Source organism: Flavobacterium sp. KBS0721 (genome assembly GCF_002007065.3).
In the GTDB taxonomy this organism is placed as follows: Bacteria; Bacteroidota; Bacteroidia; order Flavobacteriales; family Flavobacteriaceae; genus Flavobacterium; species Flavobacterium piscis.
Genome location: NZ_CP042170.1, coordinates 3182874 through 3200839 on the forward strand (window position 1 = coordinate 3182874; position 17966 = coordinate 3200839).

Genomic DNA, 17966 nt, shown 5'->3' on the forward strand with positions numbered 1-17966 from the left:
ATCATTTAAAAATAAAAATATGAAATCATTACAAAATAAAGTCGCTCTTGTTACAGGTGGTAGCAAAGGAATTGGAAAAGCATTAGTTTTAAAGTTAGCTTCCCAAGGTGCAAATATTGTGTTTAATTATGCTAAAGACGAGGCAGCAGCAAATCAAACCGTCAAAGAGATTGAGGAATTGGGAACCAAAGCACTTGCAATTAAGGCTGATTCTTCTAATATCAAAGAAATTGAAAGATTATTTTCAGAGGCAAAAGAAAATTTCGGCAAAATTGATATTGTAATTGCGAATGCTGGTTTTGAATTAATTCAGATAGCTTTTACTGATTATACCGAGGAGCAGTTTGATAAAGTTTTCAATATCAATACTAAAGGTACTTTTTTTACTATGCAGCAAGCTGCTAAGCACATTGAGAACAATGGAAGGATCGTACTTATTTCTTCAAGTACTACAGCGTATGTAAATCCAGGCTTTGCAGTCTATGGCGGAAGTAAGATAGCACCGAAATATTTCGTGGAAGTACTTGCAAAAGAATTGGGACATAAAGGTATTACGGTAAACAGTGTTATTCCCGGCGCCACTGATGAGGCTGGAATATTTCTGGACATGCCAGCGGACAGCCCTTACAAAAAGGAAATTATCGATGTGACACCATTGGGAAGAATGGGTCTGCCGAAAGACATTGCCGATGTTGTGTCCTTCGCAGTAAGCGATGAAGCTTCTTTTATAACCGGTCATCATTTTATGGCAAACGGAGGGGCAAGTATTTAATATAAAATGAAAATGAAAATAATATTAATTATACTGGCAGCTGCAACCGCAGCTGCCATGTATTTCAAACTTAAAAATAAAAAAGGCATGGCACCATCAACTGTAAATTTGAGTCTCCTTGCAAAAGTTCCCTTCTTTCAAAAATTCACAAAAGAAGAATTACTATGGGTGAAAGAAAGCGCAAATGAATTTCACTTTTCTAAAGGGGAAATTTTAAAACCTTACGAAAGTAAAGTAGATGCATATTGGATTTTGTTGGACGGAGGTTGGGAAATATCTTCAGCAAAAAATGATAAAAGTGAATTGATAGAACATTCCGTCACTTCTTTTGTAAGTCCAAATATTTCCGAAAGTGCGAATTCATCTTTGAAGGTTGTGATTTCTGAAAGTAGTTATATTTTAAAAATTTCACCTGAAAAAATGATCCAATTGAAGAAAATGCAACATTTAGTTACAACATACATTCAGGAAGGAGAGATAAAATTAAATACCTTTTAGAACATTAAGAAGATAAAATTACTGGTCTATGATTGATTGGTAAAACCTAAAGTTGATTTGCTGCTAGAAAAAGAGTCGATTCAGAAAATATTGACTACAATACTTTTGACTGCAGATATATCAATTTTTATTATTTCATAAAAGGAAATTTAGTCAGAGGTCTCTAACTTTTAAAATAACACAATATAAATAACATTACATGGAACACATTTTTAACAAAAATAAGTGGCCTGCACTAGATTATTACCAACTTGAAAATACATTGAAAACTGTCCAGTTGTGGACACAAATCGTAGGAAAAATAAGAATGAAAAAGACGCCTTGGATCAATCATTCCTGGCATGTGACATTGTACGTTTCTTCAAGTGGTTTAACGACTGGCAGCATTCCTTATGAATTTGGAATTTTTGAAATTGAACTTAATTTTATCTCACATGAATTAAATATTACCACAAGTAATGGACAACAAAAACGCATAGAATTGCGACAAGGAGCAATCGTTGATTTTTACAAAGTATTATTTGAGACTTTACGCTCTCTGCAAATAGAAGTACAAATTTTTGCTAAACCAAATGAACTACAGGAAGCAATCCCATTTGAGCAGGATCATCAGGAAAGGGAATATAATAAGGAACAGATTCAGATATACTGGAAAGTGCTAATTCAGATTCAGAAAGTTTTCACACGTTTCAGATCTGGCTTTACCGGAAAAGTTAGCCCAGTTCATTTATTCTGGGGCGCATTTGATCTGGCAGTAAGCAGGTTTTCTGGGAAATCAGCCCCAAAACTTGTAAGCAAAATACCAAATATGCCACAATTAGTGATGCAGGAAGCTTACAGCCATGAAGTGAGCAGTTGTGGTTTTTGGGCAGGAAGTAAAGATTTTCCGGAAGCATTTTTCTATTCTTATGTTTATCCCGTGCCCGAAGGTTTTGCGGATTACGATGTTTTACCACAAGAAGCATTTTACAGCAAGGATAGTGGTCAATTTTTACTACCCTACAAAGCGGTACAGAATAATGCAGAGCCGGAAAAGTATTTACTCAGTTTTCTGGAATCTACATTTCAGGCAGCCTCTGAAACAGGAAATTGGGATAAAGGTTTGCAATGCGATCTAACATCATTTGAAAAATTTTAGTGATCATTTTAACTCAATCATTAATAAAAAATTATTAAAATAAAGTACTTATGGAAATCGGAATAGATAGTTTTGCCATGTATAATAATTATTCTTCAGGCGCAGAACTTACGGCAACTGAAGCAATGGAGCAGCTACTAGAACGTATAGTATGTGCGGATGATTCTGGCCTGAATGTTTTTGGCATTGGCGAACATCATAAAAAAGGATATTTAGATTCTGCACCACACATGATTTTAGCAGCTGCAGCAGCACAGACGAAAAATATCAGGCTGAGCAGCGCTGTTTCCGTTTTGAGCGCTGCAGATCCTGTTCGGGTTTTTCAAAATTATGCCACATTGGATCTTATCTCAAACGGGCGTGCAGAGTTAGTAGTTGGTCGTGGCTCATCTATAGAAGCGTATCCCCTTTTTGGTTTTGACCTGAAAGATTACGATGAACTTTTTAAAGAAAAATTAAATCTGCTTTTGAATATCCGGGATACTGAATTTTTATCGTGGTCCGGCAAATTTAGACCCTCTCTCAATAATCAACCCATCTACCCAAGACCGCTTCAAAAATCATTACCCATTTGGCTGGGGGTAGGTGGCACGCCAGAATCATTCGTGAGGGCGGGAACATTAGGTTTACCGTTGATGGTGGCCATTATTGGAGGCGAAACCAGGCGGTTTGCACCTTTGGTAGATTTGTATAGGCAAGCTGGTAAAGCTGCTGGACATTCGCCGGACAAATTATCTGTGGGTCTGCATTCGCTTGGCTATGTAGCAGAAACTACAGAAAAAGCAATTGCTGAATTTTATCCAGGTTATGCAGCAAATTTTACCGCAATAGGAAAAGAACGGGGTTGGCCGGCAGTAACCAGAGAAAGTTTTGATTCTCAGTCTGGTAAATATGGTGCTTTGATCGTTGGAAGCCCTGAAGATGTAGCTGAAAAGATTTTGCGGCATTCTGAAGCTCTGGGTGGTATTTCCAGAGTTACTTTTCAGATGGACAGTGCTGGTTTATCACATGAACATTTGAAAAACTCTATTATTTTGCTTGGAACTAAGGTAATGGATTTAATTTCCTGACAGCAACATTCGGTGACATAACTTATTACTAATACTAATACCACAAAACTTGCAATGGAATGTTTGGCTTTACAAAAAATTAATTGAAACAAAATATTAAAACAAAATATTAACAAAAAAAATAAAAAAATCATGAGCAGTTTACCAATCCGCGATCAAAAAAAGGATCACTTACTAACCCCAGAAAATTCAGTATTGATAATTATTGATTATCAAAAAGTACAAGTCAATTCCATTGCTTCAATGGATAGACAATTACTTGTTAACAACATTGCTGCCTTAGCTAAAATGGCAAAAGTTTACAACTTACCAATTATACTTTCAACGGTAAATGTAAAAACTGGTTTCAATTCAGAAACAATTCCTCAATTAAAAAAAGAGTTAGATGGTGTGCCTTCTTATGACAGAACAACCATAAATTCATGGGAAGATAAAGAATTTGTGGAAGCCATTAAAGCAACAGGAAGAAAAAAATTAATTATGACAGCTCTATGGACCGAAGCATGTCTTTCTTTCCCGGCATTAGATGCGTTAAAGGAAGGTTATGAGGTGTATCCTGTTGTGGATGCTGTTGGTGGAACTTCCTTGGCGGGACACGATGCAGCATTGCGCAGAATAGAACAAGCAGGTGGCCAACCAGTAAGTTTGACACAGTTGTTTTGTGAACTCCAGCGAGATTGGAATCGTTCCGAAACATCGCAAGAATTTATGAAACTTTTCATAAAGGCTGGAGGTACTGCCGGTATTCAATTTGGTTATGATGCTACCGAATAGCGTAGGTATTTAAAAATGTTTACAGTGTCAGTAAAATTGACTTTGCCCAGCTATTTTATATTTTAATGGATGAGGGTCTCCTGTTTTTTGATACAGTAGATGAAAAAGTAATTGAAGTAAGTTCAAACTTTTTCTCGAAAATAATTTCACATATGCCGGTAATGAGGCTGGGCAGTCGAATATTAAGTAGATCAGCAGACAGTTTTCCGAACGTAAGGGATATAAATATAAAGAGAAGCAGATTACATTTTTGGAAGAACTGATTACAAAAATGCACGAGAGAAGAAGAAGACTTGAGAGCTAGTAATACCTATTAAAAAATGTTTAGTGTCAAAATTTAAATTTTTCGTGATGGCAAAAAATGAAAGAAAACTCTTTTATGTTATGAGAGTAAAACAGTTAATAGAGCCTGTACTTGTAAAGCTCGAAACAATTGATTCAAAAATCTGCGGGCAGCAGGGTAAAGGAGTGAGGCCTGTGTATTACAGAAATGAAGATGTAAAAAAGATATTTGTATTGTCTAACAATACAATCATAAAATATAAAATAGACGAAATTCTTCATGAAAATAATGGCTAATACAAGTTGTTTATTCACAGCAAGTGAAAGAAAAAGGCTCCAATTTGGAGCCTTTTTGTGTTATTCTTACTTGTATTTTAATTTGAGGCTCTCCATATCTTCCATAATATTCACATCTGGAATATGAAAAATGTTATAAACGCAATTAAATATTCCAGAATTAATAACATTCCAACTTTTGGGAATTGTGGCGGGTTTCAACATATGGTTATTGAATTTGCTAAGAATGTATGTGGAATAGAGAATGCAGATCATGAGGAAATAAATCCAGATGGGCCCGATTTGTTGATAAAGAAATTAGCCTGCTCACTAAAAGGCGAGCAGGAAAACTTAAAGATAATTCACAAAACGAGTTGTCTCTACAAAGTTTTAAGTCAAGAAGAATTATTAGGCAAATACTCTTGCCGTTATGGGCTAAATGAAAAATATATTCCTTTATTGGAAGAAAAAGGAATGACTTTCACATCAATATCACAGGACGGTAATTATAGATCTTTTGAAGTTAATTTGCATCCGTTCTTTGTTGGAACATTATTTCAGCCCGCATTAACCTCGGTAGAAGAACAACCGAACCCCATAATTACAGAGTTTATTAAAAAATCGGTAGGGGTTTGATAAAGTAAAAAAATCAAACAGTTGTTTTTTATATAAGTTTTCGGTTCAATATAGTACGGTAGCGCAAACTGAAAATATATAACAACTAGATAGCAACTTGTCAATGTATGGTACACATTTTGCGCTTATTTTATCAAAGTTCAATCGTTGAACGAATGTTTCGCCTTAGACAAATCTCCAATCCAAGCCGTTCGGCCCCGATTTTGATAAAACTTTGTTGTAGACAGTTTATTGTTATTCGAGTAACCATTCTTTAGATTTTGTTATGGTTTTTGTGTTATCTGAAACTTCAACATCAGGAGTTATCTTTCCGATGTATTTTTTCTTTGTTCTATCTTCGCAATAGGCAGTCGCTAAAAAAAGCATTGCTCCGTTTGATAATTTAAAATTCTGATTTGCTGTAGTATAACCACTTGTTTTTGTTCCAAAAGATTTTGAGTTTTCCCTGCCTAACAATGATATTGCTGCCATTTCTCCACTGCTGCCTGTTAATGAATCAATTAATATTGCTATCTTGTTATGTAGGTTTTTGCATTTATAGTTGTTTTTAGAAGTACTTTGCCATTTTATTCTTTTTCCTTTTGACACGAAATATCCGACAGTTCCATCTTCAATAATTGGGTTTAGCCCTGCTAACATTGGCCACATATTTCCGCCCCCATTTCCTCTTAAATCTACAATCCAGCCTTTTATGGAATATTTTTCATCCAATAATCGAATTTGTTTTCTTAATGTATCGGCATAGATAAAATTATCTTTTTCATTCATCGACAAATGTGTAGGTAGAGAAATATAGCCAATTGAATCATCGATAATTTTTGATGATGGATAATTTAAAGTTGTATCGTTTGATACTATTTTTTTTAAATTAGACTTATCAGAATAAAAAGAATGAAAATCTCCGTACTGTCGTAGTTTATCCAGAATTGAAGAAAAGATAATTTTATTTGAATCAACGTCATCCAATTTTGTAATTTTTGTCAAAATATCTCTACGGAATTCTTTCCAGTTTATGGAGTCAGTAACTATTGAGTATTCTTTAATGTATGTCAATATCTCATTGGATACTTTTTTTAACTCCTCTCTATCTTTATTTTGACTATAACAATTAGTCGTAAGGATAACTACAAAGAAAAGTGTAAATATATACTTCATACGACTATGATTTTAAATTTATGTGGTGTCCAAAATTGCCTACAACTTTCTGGCACTACCGCGGGTTTGATATTAAATTAATCTCTATTTTTGGATTTGCCGAACACGCGAAGCATCCGAGTCCTTGGAAAATATTGAAATTTTAAGTTGAAAACGAAGATTAGATAGTCGATTTTGGCATTTTAGAATAGTCTGTCAATCCCAATTTATTTCCGAACGGATCTTTGAACTCAACAGAGAGTCCGGTCTTAATCTCGAACGGCTCACTTAAAAACTCAACTCCTTTTTGTTTTAGGTCTTCGTATGCATCTTGAACATTGTCAACGGTGAACCAAATTGCGGGTTTCGCATTTTTAATAGTGGTCACAATAATTGCAGGTTCGTTACTACCAACTTTAAAAGCAGTCATACCTTTATCAGGAAAGTCAAACTTGATGCCAAGCCCAAGCTTGTTTGTATAGAACTCTTTTGCTTGGTCAATATTGTCGACAGGCAGAAAGAAATTATCGTAATTGTTAATGATACTCATGTTTTTCTGATTTATTTGTGAATGGTCTATCGCCAGTTTTGTAAATTCTTGCCGCCCCTTTTGTCAGATGTAAAAGTGTTTGTTATTCGGATTATCCTTTGCAATCTAGCCTTTATCTGCGAAATGGACTAAAAGAAAGATTCCAATTTTCCCGCCAATGAGTATGGCTTTTATAGCCGGCTTTGTGCCATTGGTAAGATTCTTTAGCGAATATAACAATAATATATTAAATCTCTTAGCTGTGCAGCAGTAGGCTTTCAATGAGTTGTTTTGTTTTGCTGTAGTTTAAAATCACCTGATTTAGTTTTAGACCTCGATTGATCAAGTATCAGGAATTGCCCAGGGAATATGGACCAGGGTATGTCCATCACTATTTAGTAAGTATAAAGATGAGTTTAAAGCAGGCAGATTTCAGCTTTATTCCGATTGATTCTCGATTTTATTTTCCTTTGAAGCTCGCCTTACAAGTGTATAGAACTCTTTTAAATGCCACCAGGCAGGGCACATTTCAAGGTCTCCCTTATAATGGTATATAGTAAGGAAACAGCTTTTAAGGAAAAGCTGGGAATCTGTGATTTTAGCCCATGGCTTTAACTCCACTTCCTCAGGCGGGGGAGTTGCTTCAAAATAGCGTTTTATTTCTTCTGGGGTCATGGGGCAAAAATAGGTAAAAAGTTCAGGTTTGTCAAGGGGTTATGGGGGGTGTTGGCTTAAAATATAAGTTGTCTTCTCTGCTTTTGTTCCAACTATACTGGCAGTCATCGAATTATCCTGCCGATTTTATTTTTACTTTTACAATCGCTTTTTACTGCCGGTCCTGGTCTGATTGTTTTACTTCCTTAATGCTTTTTTTAGGAGCTTTTTCCCGCTATGCGTTGCAATCTTTTGTGTCGAACCCCGGCACAAAAGGATTTCCACTGCACACGAGCGAAGCGAACTGGCGAAGCAATCGGGGCTAGGGCTGCTGGGCAGCCCTATTTTGTTTTGGAGAACTGCACATTCGAAACCAATTGTTGTATTTCAAATCAATACTCATTTTTTTTTAAAATACCATTCACCACAATTCTCTAGCAAAGCTATTATTAATTCCATCCAAAAAAAACACATAGGTTTTGTGGCTGCAGAAGCAGAATATCAATTAAGAACCTAAAAATAGACCTGTATTTTAGCTTTTCTAAATACGCAACTTTTTATACTGATGCAATAAAACATAGTACACTGCTGCTCTTTTAACTAATAAAAAGGTTATATGGAAAATGGCGCCATTTGGCTTCTTTGTGACCTCGGCTGGAAACAAAACTGCGATTTAATTGCTTGATTTATAGATGTCATATGCTTGTGTTGGGATGTTTATGGGAAGTCAAAAGCCGTTTAATATATTATAAATATTAAATTAGATCTAACCCGAGTTGAGTGTCAATATCGGCAGTTATTACTTTATTTATTTCGTCAAAAATTACCTCAATACCATCTTTAATATCACTTTGATCTGCAATCAAATTTGTCGTATACAGCCATTTACCTCTAACCGTTTCAAGTTTTTCGAGATCCCATCCACTTTCCTTATATGTAAAAATACTATGGAAAAAGGTGAGTTCTTTCTTTGATACTAACAGCGCAATATTAGACTGATAAGATTTTAAATTTGGAAACTTACTTTGTAGTTCGATTGTTAAAAAATTAAACGGGGCTTCTTCAAATAAAAATTCATAGCCGATAATGTCCTTTTCTTCGGAGCTACCCGGAAAATCATATGCGGGCTTTGCAAGGAAATTATTAGTGTTTCTATGTAGCCATTTTCCAATAATTCTAGCACCAACAAAATTATCATTATCTCGACTATAGGAGATTGTAGGATTGTATAATTGTTTGATATCTTTATCTAATTGCAGTTTATCAAATTCTTTTTTACAAAAAATTATAGCTTTTAAAGCACCAGCTTTATCAACATAATTTTTAGCATTCTTTTTAACTAAGTCTACTAGCGTTGAATGACCTTTTTGCTCGTCCTCACTGATTTTACCCAGTAGGGCAAGATCATTTAAATATCCTCTTAGTTCATTGTTATAATAACAGAATTTTTCAGTCATTTGTGCTTGAATTACAAAATATGGTGTCTGATCGCCAACATGATGAAATTCGTCGGTGATAAATTCAATAATATTTATATAACTTATTTGATCTAATGGATGCTGTTTAATTGCATCAATGAAACTTTTAGTAAAAAAACTTAAATTATTATCCTGATAAGAAGATTGAGTATTCAAAGAGGAATAAAGAAAATAACAATTTTTAAAACCTTCTTTTGTTTCTATGAAGTATTTAGGGAGGATATCAAATTCTTTAATGTATCTTTCTCCTGATTGACAAGCATCAACAACTTTAACGACTAATTCAGGATTTAAGCTACGAGCAAAATTGTCGAACTCTTCATTTTGTAAAGTTGTTTGGTGTCTTTTTCTTTCTTCAAAATCTGACAACAGATAGTAAAATTTACCATTCGAAAATTCACCATGTCCCGAATAATAAAAAAACAGTTCTTCAATATGCGATGTTGAACACTTCGTAAAAAATGAACTTAGTTTTTCCTTTACTTCTAAGCTGGACTCATTCTCGTTTAAATAAAGGATTTCATCATACTTATTTGCTCCTAATAAAATTTCATGTATAATTTCCCCATCTTTTTTGGAAGCTGGTAAATCATTACCAGGGATTTTGTATTTACTTACTGCTAAGATAATTGCTATATTCATCTGTATTTGGTTATTTTATTTATTTAGAATTCTGAGAAGTTTTTGGGAAGTTAAAGAAATAAATTGTAAGTGATATTTTTTATTTTTTGATAGTCAGCGGTTTGTAAAAGCTTTTTTTCTCAGGTTGTAACCCCTAGTATATATAAATAAATAACCTCAATATATTCAATTTGTTTCATATTTTAAATGTTGTTTTATGTAGTTTTATGTAGTTTTTTCTCGTCAAAAATGTCGTCTAACGTTCTGGTGCTAGGCGAGGTTGGGGAATAAAGACGCGGGATTTTTCGGTTAAACACAAATTTTCCAAATACAAAACCAATTTTCCATTAATCCTAAAACCCCAATCGCGGGAAACCGCTGTTATCGGCTGGAATTATTAAGAAAATAAATCAGGATAATTAGTATTAATAAAATTGATTATCTGTCCGACAATATTATCTATTTCGGTTTTAGCATTGTCATTTTCATAAATTTCCTCAGAATAATATGAAATTCCTTTAATCAGTTCATTATAATCTGGTTCTAACTTAAGAATTTCAACTTCCTGCAATTTTTCATCATTTTCTATTTCGAAAAGAAGCTCGGGAAATTTAGCCATCCTGAATAGAACTAAGTTATCATCTATATCATCAAACTCTTTTTTGTATTTTACTTTCAAAGTATAAATAAGATTTTTTCCATTATTTTTCCATTCGTTAAAATCTGGATTTCTAAAAATTTCACTTTGCATTTCTTTACAAACTTTAGTATAAGGATGTTGTAATAGACTATTGAACTTTTTAGTTCTTGCTCTAATTTCATCATCTGTAATGTCGTCTGAATTTCTCATATATTATCTACGATTGTTTTATTATGATTGCCGCTAACTTCTTGGCACTACAGCGGTTTTGGGACTAAATTAAGACCATTCTTCGGATTTGCCACCCGAGCGATAGCGAACAGACGAAGTAAATATCCCAAGTATAAAACCATATTTACATTAAGCCCAATGCCCAAATCCATTGTAGTGGCTGTTATGCGTCGCCTTTTTAGCCGATTTCAAACATTTTTCCTGTTCTGAGTTCCACTTTTTTTGTTCGCAAATAATTTATATTATCTGAAATATATTTATCCTCAAACAAAGATTTGTGCCATAAATTATGAATCATACAATACTCAGTGAAAAAGGAATGCTTATCATTTTCCCAATCATTTCCATATTCGCTTAACCAATTATAGAACAATAGTATTTGCTCGTGATTTGAAAGTTGTGCCCTTAAAATCCTTAAATATTTCATTTTTTCATCATAATCAGTTACAATTTTACTATTAGCAATAGATTTTACAGTTAGATAAAGATGTCTAAAATAATGTCCAAGTCTTTGGGAATGTCCTGAAAAGGGTTTGTAATTGAAATATAGTTCGACATTGGCTATAAATTCTTTCCTGTCTTTATTAGTTGTTATGTTTTGTTTTAAAGGATTTTCGTGGTTTCTTCTTGCTTTTTTTAATAACTCAATGAAAACAGTTTCTGTGGGGTAAGCTTTTTCGTAAGCATCTAATCCAGAAAAAAAAAGCTCATAGCATTTTTGGAATCCTAATTTATCTAACTTATTATTGTTTTTAGTATAAAGGTTTAGAATACATTCAAATTCCGTTTTCATCACTACAAATAATTTTCTCCCTTCGGTTGTTTTTTCAAATTTCTTTAGTGAGTTTTCTGTTTCTTCGAAATCATATCCATTGATTTTCATTTCAGTTATATTCTCTCTATGAAGTTTTAACATTTCATAAAATTGAGATTCAAACTGTTGAATTTTATTTTGGTGATTTTGGTTGTCAATTTGTTCTTGAAGTTGACTTTTACTTTCTTTTTGCTCCATTTCAAATAATTCTCTCTGTTGAAGATTTGCTTTGTATTGAATATAAAAAGCAAGTCCTGTTACAATTACACCAGCAAGAGCAATAAATGGATTCATTAAACCACCGATTGTATCTCCAATTGGTCCAGTTTGAGTAAAGTCAAAATCTTTGTTTATTGTTAACCTTGTAAAAATAAATGGGGCAATAAACGCTAAAACAACAAGTATAAATGAGAGAATTAATAAAAAATAAATTTTCCAATCAAGATTAGTGTTTTTGTTTTTTTTTGTACTTTTTTTCTTGTCTTTTTTTTGCTGATTTGCCTTGTGCCAATAAAAAAGATATGCACAAAATGAGATTGTCAAAAAGGAAATAAAAGAATTTATAATAATGTATGTTGTCATATATTTAGTGTGTTTTGGTAAGGTGACGCATAACTAATTTATACCAGCCATAAAATGACGCCACTACGGCTTTTCTAGCTGGCTTTGTGCCATTAGTAAGATTTTTAAGCGAATATATGAATAAATACCAAATCTTTTTGAGCTGTGAGGCAATAGCTGTGACTATTTAATTTTAGACTGTGGCTTCTATACTTCGTAGCTTTAAGTACCATCTTTTGGAATTCACCCCAAGCTGACTGCTTTTCTTACCTGTTACTCTTATCCAATAGTATCCCAATTGCTTCCCTTTTACTTTTTATCCAAGACCCTGTATGCTTTTGTTTTATTTCAGGAGCAAAGGTAGTCGTTGTCCTTGAGCAAAAGCAAGGCCGGGCCTTTCAGGTCTTGCTGAAAAATCTCCATCTATGCGGTGATCCTCATCCTTTCTGACACAGGTGCAGCGGGGATGTAAATACCGTTTAATTCCATCACAAAGTTCGGGCAAAGCGCGGCGGGGCGCTGCATAAAATTCTCCCATAAATGCAGGACATTCGTCCTGCTTTATTGCGTTGCTTTCTGCGCTTGCTTGCTTCTGCCCGCGGGCGGTGCTAAAATTAATCTTAAATATTTAGCATCATGAAAACTGCAGCAAACAACTATTGGAAAATCGTTTCAGAAATCGATCTGATTTATAAAACAAAAGTTAAAAGTTCCCAGAGACCTCTTATTACATCCTCCAGATGTGCCTATGCACTTTTGAAAGACTGCTGGGATCCAGGCAAGATTGAATTTCTGGAGCAGTTCAAAGTGCTGCTGCTCAACCAGTCCAATAGGGTACTGGGTATTTATGAAGCTTCTTCAGGAGGCATCTCAGGCACTATTGTTGACATCAGACTCCTGTTTGCCGCTGCACTCAAATCCAGTGCTGTGGGCATCATCGTCAGCCACAATCATCCCTCTGGTAAGACAAGTCCTTCAGAAGCTGATAAGAGCATCACCAGAAAGATTAAACAGGCAGGAGAACTGCTGGACATTAAGCTGCTGGATCACGTGATTGTCAGTTCAGAAAACTATTATTCCTTTGCAGATGAAGGCGCTTTATAGCGCCTTTTTTTCTTTTTTTTTCTTTAAACAGGGGCGCTGCTGCTCTGTAAGGCAGAGGCTGGAACGCTGTGAAAGAGTCGCAGGTATCTGCAAACTTTTAGCTGTTTATTGTGGTAACCTTCAACCTGATGCCTTCAACCTGATATGAAATAAAAAACACCGCCGGCACTTCATGCTGACGGTGTTTTTTTTTTGTTTTTACTGTTTCTTTGCAGCGCCCAGGCCGGCCAATTTTTCATTGAGTTCCGCAAGTCCTGCCCTTGCCAGACAGTCAGCAGAAAGCTGTTTTAATTCGGCAATATTTTCCTGGCCGGTGCGCTGCAGCAGCACCGAAGGACTGCCTTGATTTTCAATCAGGCCACGCTCAATCACATGGTGGAGCAGCAGCACATTTTTTCGTGAAATCTTCAGATCAATTTTCACCGTTTCATTCATGCCCGGGATACTCAGTATGGTATCAAAAACCTGGGCAGCATCATTTTCTGTCAGCATAGTTCACACGTTTTTAAATTAATAATTGGATCATTCAAAGATAGGCAGAAGCTTTAAAAACACCCCGTTCAAAATATGGACCTGATAGGAAGGACTGGAGAAGCTTTTATAATTTCGTTGTCAGCAGCATTAAAATGGCTACTGTAATAATTATGCAGCTGCTGTAAGACTGCCCCGTTCCTGCAGTCGGCCAGATGTCCGTTTGTTAAACAAACGAATCTGGCTGCCCCGGCTCGGAACTCGCGGGCAGTGCAACCGGAAGGAAAAGAGTTTAAAAAAAGCAAAGGGAAAGATGATAAGAAAGAAGATGGGAAAAGAAGTTGTAAACAGAACGCGCATTGCGGCGGTGCGCTTTACCGCTGCTGAATATGCGGCATTGGAGAGAAGATTCAAAGCGACAGCCTGCAGGCAGATGAGCGAATACCTCAGGAACTGCCTTTTGCATAAGCCTGTAACCGTTAAGCACCGGGACGCCTCACTTGACGAATTCATGCTCGAGTATATCCGTCTGAGAAAGGAGCTCGCGGCCCTTGGAAACAACTTTAACCAGAGCGTTAAAAAACTGCATACCCTGCAGCAGATCCCCGAATTCAGGCAGTGGATTTTAAGCACAGCAGCACAGCGCGAAAGACTGCTGACCCAGGTGGAGGAGATCCGGAAAATGACATGGAAAATTACCCGGAAATGGTTGCAGTCATAAATACGGGACATTCCGTTCGGAGTATTTTCACTTACAATGAAAACAAGGTGAAAGAAGGTACTGCGGAGTGTATCGGGGAAGGGAATTATCCGGCTACGGCAGCAGAGCTGGATCAGGCTATGAAACTCGGCAGGCTGCTGCATCAGAATGCGCTGAACGGCAATGTAAAAAGAAACAGCGTACACATCTCTTTAAACTTTCATCCCTCTGAGAATTATTCCACCGAAAAGCTCCTGCGCATAGCCGCTGCCTATATGGAAAAGATAGGCTTCGGGGAGCAGCCTTATCTGGTTTACCGGCATGATGATGCGGCACATCCGCACATCCATCTGGTCTCCATAAAAGTCCGGGATGACGGTTCGCGGATCGACATGCAAAACATCGGGAAAAACCAGTCTGAAAAAGCCAGAAAAGAAATCGAAAAAGAATTCCGTCTGGTGCCGGCGCAGGGCAGGAGGATGGAGGATGTTCCATTGGTAAAACCTGCATGGTCGGGCAGGGTTTTATACGGCAGATCCGAGTCTAAAAAAGCCATGTCAGGCGTGCTTTATTCCGTGCTATTCAATTATAAATACGGCTCGCTTTCAGAGCTCAATGCCGTGCTGCAGCTCTACAATATCAGGGCCGACAGGGGGAGTGCAGATTCGAGGATTTTCAGGACCGGCGGACTGGTGTACCGTATCCTGGACAAGGACGGGAAACGCGCAGGGGTTCCCATCAAGGCAAGTGATTTTGCGATGAAGCCCACGCTTGCTTTTCTAGAGCGCCGATTTGCGCTGAACAGTATTGAGAAGGTATTTGAAAAGAACAGGATAAGAAGCGCGGTGGACGGTGCTTTGCTGCGGCGGGACATGGATTTGAAAAAGCTGGTTTCCGTGCTGCACAAAGAAGGCATCGACGTGGTGCTGCGAAAAAGTACCGGGGGACATCTTTACGGAATAACCTATGTGGATCACTTCTCGAAATGTGTTCTGAACGGCAGTGCGCTGGGGAAAAAGTACAGCGCCAAAGGCATGCTCGAACGCTGCGGTAGTACCGCCAAAGCAGCAGCGGTTTCAGGGGATGGAATAGTCCCGCATACGGCTTGTAAAGAGCCGAAAGAAAGCGCTTTTGAAAGCAATTCAGGCGGCAATCCGGTGAAGGTGCTTGAGGAACTTTTCAAACCGGAAGTGCAGGGAGATTATGTCGCGGGAAGATTTAAGGCAAGGCGCAGGAAAAGAAGAAGGAGAGGAACCGCAGACAGGAATTAGTTTTAGAAATAAGGAATTAAAAATTTAGCGCTATGCAGACAGGGGAAAACGAACAGGCACTGAGAAAAATACTCGATATGACAAGGCTCATCAGCATTCTTTTGCTGCTAGGGCACTTTTACTATTATTGTTATGAAGCTTTTAAGGCATGGAATCTTACGGGTTCGCTGGGAGACAAAATCCTGGGGTCGGTTTACAGGACCGGGCTCTTTGAAAATTTTTATATTTCCAAGTTTGCGGCGCTCGGACTGCTTTTGATTTCACTGCTCGGGGCGAAGGGCAAAAAGGATGAAAAACTGCAGTGTAAGACTGCCGTTTACCGGATGGTTTTGGGACTGCTGCTGTATTTTTTAAGCGGATTGTTGCTGTTGTTGGCTGCTGCTGTGGAGTATACAGCAGCTGTTTATATGCTGGCGGCGTCGGCAGGCTTTCTGCTGGTGCTTTCAGGGGGGACACTGCTCTCGCGGCTGATACGCAGCAGGCTGTCTGCCGTAGATATTTTCAACAGTGAAAATGAGACCTTTCCCCAGGAAGAACGCCTGCTGGAAAATGAGTATTCCATCAACCTGCCGGCACAGTATTATTTAAAAAACAAACTGCGCAATAGCTGGATCAATATCATCAATCCGTTTCGCGGGCTTCTGGTTTTGGGCACCCCGGGATCGGGTAAATCCTACTTTGTCATCCGGCATGTCATTACCCAGCACATTGCCAAAGGCTTCAGCATGTTTGTGTATGATTTTAAATACGATGACCTTTCCAGAATTGTCTACAATACCTTTGAAAAATACAAGCAGGTATATGCCGTTGCCCCCAAATGTTACTTTATTAATTTTGATACCATCATGCACCGCTGCAATCCGCTGGATCCCCAGAGCATGGAAGACATCACCGATGCTTCGGAGTCCGCCAGAACCATACTGATGGGACTCAACCGCGAATGGATCAAGCGCCAGGGCGACTTTTTTGTGGAGTCGCCGATCAATTTTTTATCGGCTGTGATCTGGTATCTCAGACGCTACAAGGACGGGGAATTCTGCACCCTGCCGCATGTGATTGAACTCATGCAGGCCGACTATGACAGTCTCTTTACGCTGCTGCGCACCGATAAAGAAATCGAGGTGCTCATCAACCCTTTTATCAATGCCTATCTCAACGATGCGATGGAGCAGCTGGAAGGACAGATAGCTTCTGCCAAGGTAGCCATGGCCAGGCTGTCCTCCCCGCAATTGTATTACGTGCTCTCGGGAAATGATTTTACCCTGGATATCAATAATCCTCTGGAGCCCAAGATTATCTGCATGGGAAACAACCCGCAGAAAATACAGATTTACGGGGCGGTATTATCGCTATATGTGAACCGGCTGGTGAAGCTGGTCAATAAAAAAGGAAAGCTCAAATCGAGCCTTATTTTTGATGAATTCCCTACCATCTATCTCAATAATATGGACAGCCTGATTGCCACGGCAAGAAGCAACAAGGTAAGCACCTGTCTTGGGGTGCAGGACTTCAGCCAGCTGCGCAAAGATTACGGACGCGAGCAGGCCGATGTCATTATGAACATCACGGGAAATATTATCTCGGGACAGGTGACAGGGGATACGGCCAAACAGCTCTCGGAACGTTTTGGCAAAATCATGCAGGACCGCGAGAGCATATCCATTAACAGCTCCGATACGTCCATCAGCCGGTCCCGGCAACTGGAAGCCGCCGTGCCGCCTTCGAAGATTTCTTCGCTGAGCTCGGGGGAATTTGTCGGCATGACAGCCGATGATCCGCAGTGCAGGATCCGTCTGAAGACCTTCCACTGCGAAATTGTAAATGATCATGAGGCGCTGCGGAAAGAGGAGGAAAGCTATAAGGAGATACCGACGGTGAGAAAACTCGATAATGCCATGATCCAGCAGAATTTCAGCCAGATCCGGCGCGATGTGCAGGATATTATCTATAGCGAGATGCAGCGACTGCTGCAGGATCCCGCGCTGTCTTATCTGATTGTAAAGAAGTGATGTTTGCTTTTGTTTGGGTGTTTGGATTACGGCAGTACAGAACAGATGTAGGGAAGTTCTTTTTTTCTTAGTTAATTGGTTAATTGGTTTTAGACTGTTTTTATTTTTTTCAGAGTGTTTTATTTTGATTTTGGGCGGTGATGGGAAGGCTGGGTGGAGTGATTGGTTTATTGGAACGGAATAATTAATTAGTCGTCGTTTGATTTTGTATGATTTAATGAGATTTGCAGGATAGACGTTATAGTCTTGTTCCGTTGCTTATCAGAAAGAGGATACTTCAATCATGTTTACAGAAATTATAAA

At 37.7% G+C, this 17966-nt stretch carries 18 protein-coding genes; 11 read left to right on the plus strand and 7 right to left on the minus strand.

The window, feature by feature from the left end; all coding sequences use genetic code 11:
* Window positions 1-19: 19 nt before the first annotated feature.
* The 7 genes from B0M43_RS13855 to B0M43_RS13885 all read left to right on the plus strand — a co-directional run bounded on the left by B0M43_RS13855 (window position 20) and on the right by B0M43_RS13885 (window position 5446).
* Window positions 20-772 (plus strand): SDR family oxidoreductase, encoded by a 753-nt coding sequence (locus tag B0M43_RS13855; RefSeq protein ID WP_078008847.1) that lies wholly within the window; start codon window positions 20-22, stop codon window positions 770-772.
* Between the two features lie 12 nt (window positions 773-784).
* Window positions 785-1270: a hypothetical protein gene (locus B0M43_RS13860; RefSeq protein ID WP_123921856.1), complete on the plus strand. Its 486-nt coding sequence runs from the start codon at window positions 785-787 to the stop codon at window positions 1268-1270.
* A 199-nt stretch (window positions 1271-1469) separates the two neighbouring features.
* Complete coding sequence (locus tag B0M43_RS13865) at window positions 1470-2408, plus strand: DUF5996 family protein (protein WP_078008845.1); 939 nt, start codon at window positions 1470-1472, stop codon at window positions 2406-2408.
* A 50-nt stretch (window positions 2409-2458) separates the two neighbouring features.
* Window positions 2459-3478, plus strand: a complete 1020-nt coding sequence (locus tag B0M43_RS13870; RefSeq protein WP_078008844.1) for an LLM class flavin-dependent oxidoreductase — start codon at window positions 2459-2461, stop codon at window positions 3476-3478.
* Window positions 3479-3610: 132 nt separating this feature from the next.
* Window positions 3611-4252, plus strand: coding sequence for a hydrolase (locus B0M43_RS13875; RefSeq protein ID WP_042565318.1), 642 nt, complete (start codon window positions 3611-3613; stop codon window positions 4250-4252).
* Window positions 4253-4603: 351 nt separating this feature from the next.
* Entirely contained in the window at window positions 4604-4831 is a 228-nt protein-coding gene (locus B0M43_RS13880) for a hypothetical protein (protein WP_078008842.1), read from the plus strand.
* A gap of 123 nt (window positions 4832-4954) precedes the next feature.
* Complete coding sequence (locus tag B0M43_RS13885) at window positions 4955-5446, plus strand: hypothetical protein (RefSeq protein ID WP_078008841.1); 492 nt, start codon at window positions 4955-4957, stop codon at window positions 5444-5446.
* A 234-nt stretch (window positions 5447-5680) separates the two neighbouring features.
* On the opposite strand, the gene B0M43_RS13890 is transcribed toward B0M43_RS13885, so the two are convergent.
* From B0M43_RS13890 to B0M43_RS13915, 6 genes are all read right to left on the minus strand, one after another.
* Complete coding sequence (locus B0M43_RS13890) at window positions 5681-6601, minus strand: S41 family peptidase (RefSeq protein WP_078008840.1); 921 nt, start codon at window positions 6599-6601, stop codon at window positions 5681-5683.
* A 160-nt stretch (window positions 6602-6761) separates the two neighbouring features.
* Window positions 6762-7130, minus strand: coding sequence for a VOC family protein (locus B0M43_RS13895; RefSeq protein WP_210418024.1), 369 nt, complete (start codon window positions 7128-7130; stop codon window positions 6762-6764).
* A 417-nt stretch (window positions 7131-7547) separates the two neighbouring features.
* Window positions 7548-7784: a hypothetical protein gene (locus B0M43_RS13900; protein WP_078008836.1), complete on the minus strand. Its 237-nt coding sequence runs from the start codon at window positions 7782-7784 to the stop codon at window positions 7548-7550.
* 734 nt (window positions 7785-8518) lie between these two features.
* The gene (locus B0M43_RS13905) at window positions 8519-9883 is read right to left on the minus strand and encodes a caspase family protein (RefSeq protein ID WP_078008834.1); all 1365 of its coding nucleotides are present in this window, start codon (window positions 9881-9883) and stop codon (window positions 8519-8521) included.
* A gap of 376 nt (window positions 9884-10259) precedes the next feature.
* Window positions 10260-10712, minus strand: a complete 453-nt coding sequence (locus B0M43_RS13910; protein ID WP_078008830.1) for a hypothetical protein — start codon at window positions 10710-10712, stop codon at window positions 10260-10262.
* Window positions 10713-10911: 199 nt separating this feature from the next.
* Window positions 10912-12129 (minus strand): putative phage abortive infection protein, encoded by a 1218-nt coding sequence (locus B0M43_RS13915; RefSeq protein WP_078008828.1) that lies wholly within the window; start codon window positions 12127-12129, stop codon window positions 10912-10914.
* Between the two features lie 612 nt (window positions 12130-12741).
* Between B0M43_RS13915 and B0M43_RS13920 the strand changes: the two genes are divergently transcribed.
* Window positions 12742-13212, plus strand: a complete 471-nt coding sequence (locus tag B0M43_RS13920) for a RadC family protein (protein ID WP_371296050.1) — start codon at window positions 12742-12744, stop codon at window positions 13210-13212.
* A gap of 198 nt (window positions 13213-13410) precedes the next feature.
* Here the strand turns inward: B0M43_RS13920 and B0M43_RS13925 are convergent, their stop codons facing one another.
* Window positions 13411-13704 (minus strand): hypothetical protein, encoded by a 294-nt coding sequence (locus B0M43_RS13925; protein WP_078008823.1) that lies wholly within the window; start codon window positions 13702-13704, stop codon window positions 13411-13413.
* 292 nt (window positions 13705-13996) lie between these two features.
* On the opposite strand from B0M43_RS13925, the gene B0M43_RS13930 reads away from it, so the two are divergent.
* From B0M43_RS13930 to mobC, 3 genes are read left to right on the plus strand one after another with little or no spacing between them, the layout of a single operon-like run.
* Complete coding sequence (locus B0M43_RS13930; RefSeq protein ID WP_246860120.1) at window positions 13997-14404, plus strand: plasmid mobilization relaxosome protein MobC; 408 nt, start codon at window positions 13997-13999, stop codon at window positions 14402-14404.
* Window positions 14371-15654, plus strand: a complete 1284-nt coding sequence (locus B0M43_RS13935) for a relaxase/mobilization nuclease domain-containing protein (protein ID WP_246860121.1) — start codon at window positions 14371-14373, stop codon at window positions 15652-15654. The genes B0M43_RS13930 and B0M43_RS13935 overlap by 34 nt, the downstream gene beginning before the upstream one ends.
* A gap of 32 nt (window positions 15655-15686) precedes the next feature.
* Window positions 15687-17663: a conjugal transfer protein MobC gene (gene mobC / locus B0M43_RS13940; RefSeq protein WP_078008819.1), complete on the plus strand. Its 1977-nt coding sequence runs from the start codon at window positions 15687-15689 to the stop codon at window positions 17661-17663.
* The last annotated feature ends 303 nt before the right edge of the window (window positions 17664-17966 follow it).

Coding starts and splice junctions, on each gene's coding strand:
- B0M43_RS13855 (WP_078008847.1), top strand. CDS start 20: ATGAAATCATTACAAAATAAAGTCGCTCTTGTTACAGGTGGTAGCAAA.
- B0M43_RS13860 (WP_123921856.1), top strand. CDS start 785: ATGAAAATAATATTAATTATACTGGCAGCTGCAACCGCAGCTGCCATG.
- B0M43_RS13865 (WP_078008845.1), top strand. CDS start 1,470: ATGGAACACATTTTTAACAAAAATAAGTGGCCTGCACTAGATTATTAC.
- B0M43_RS13870 (WP_078008844.1), top strand. CDS start 2,459: ATGGAAATCGGAATAGATAGTTTTGCCATGTATAATAATTATTCTTCA.
- B0M43_RS13875 (WP_042565318.1), top strand. CDS start 3,611: ATGAGCAGTTTACCAATCCGCGATCAAAAAAAGGATCACTTACTAACC.
- B0M43_RS13880 (WP_078008842.1), top strand. CDS start 4,604: ATGGCAAAAAATGAAAGAAAACTCTTTTATGTTATGAGAGTAAAACAG.
- B0M43_RS13885 (WP_078008841.1), top strand. CDS start 4,955: ATGAAAAATGTTATAAACGCAATTAAATATTCCAGAATTAATAACATT.
- B0M43_RS13890 (WP_078008840.1), bottom strand. CDS start 6,601: ATGAAGTATATATTTACACTTTTCTTTGTAGTTATCCTTACGACTAAT.
- B0M43_RS13895 (WP_210418024.1), bottom strand. CDS start 7,130: ATGAGTATCATTAACAATTACGATAATTTCTTTCTGCCTGTCGACAAT.
- B0M43_RS13900 (WP_078008836.1), bottom strand. CDS start 7,784: ATGACCCCAGAAGAAATAAAACGCTATTTTGAAGCAACTCCCCCGCCT.
- B0M43_RS13905 (WP_078008834.1), bottom strand. CDS start 9,883: ATGAATATAGCAATTATCTTAGCAGTAAGTAAATACAAAATCCCTGGT.
- B0M43_RS13910 (WP_078008830.1), bottom strand. CDS start 10,712: ATGAGAAATTCAGACGACATTACAGATGATGAAATTAGAGCAAGAACT.
- B0M43_RS13915 (WP_078008828.1), bottom strand. CDS start 12,129: ATGACAACATACATTATTATAAATTCTTTTATTTCCTTTTTGACAATC.
- B0M43_RS13925 (WP_078008823.1), bottom strand. CDS start 13,704: ATGCTGACAGAAAATGATGCTGCCCAGGTTTTTGATACCATACTGAGT.
- B0M43_RS13930 (WP_246860120.1), top strand. CDS start 13,997: ATGATAAGAAAGAAGATGGGAAAAGAAGTTGTAAACAGAACGCGCATT.
- B0M43_RS13935 (WP_246860121.1), top strand. CDS start 14,371: ATGGAAAATTACCCGGAAATGGTTGCAGTCATAAATACGGGACATTCC.
- mobC (WP_078008819.1), top strand. CDS start 15,687: ATGCAGACAGGGGAAAACGAACAGGCACTGAGAAAAATACTCGATATG.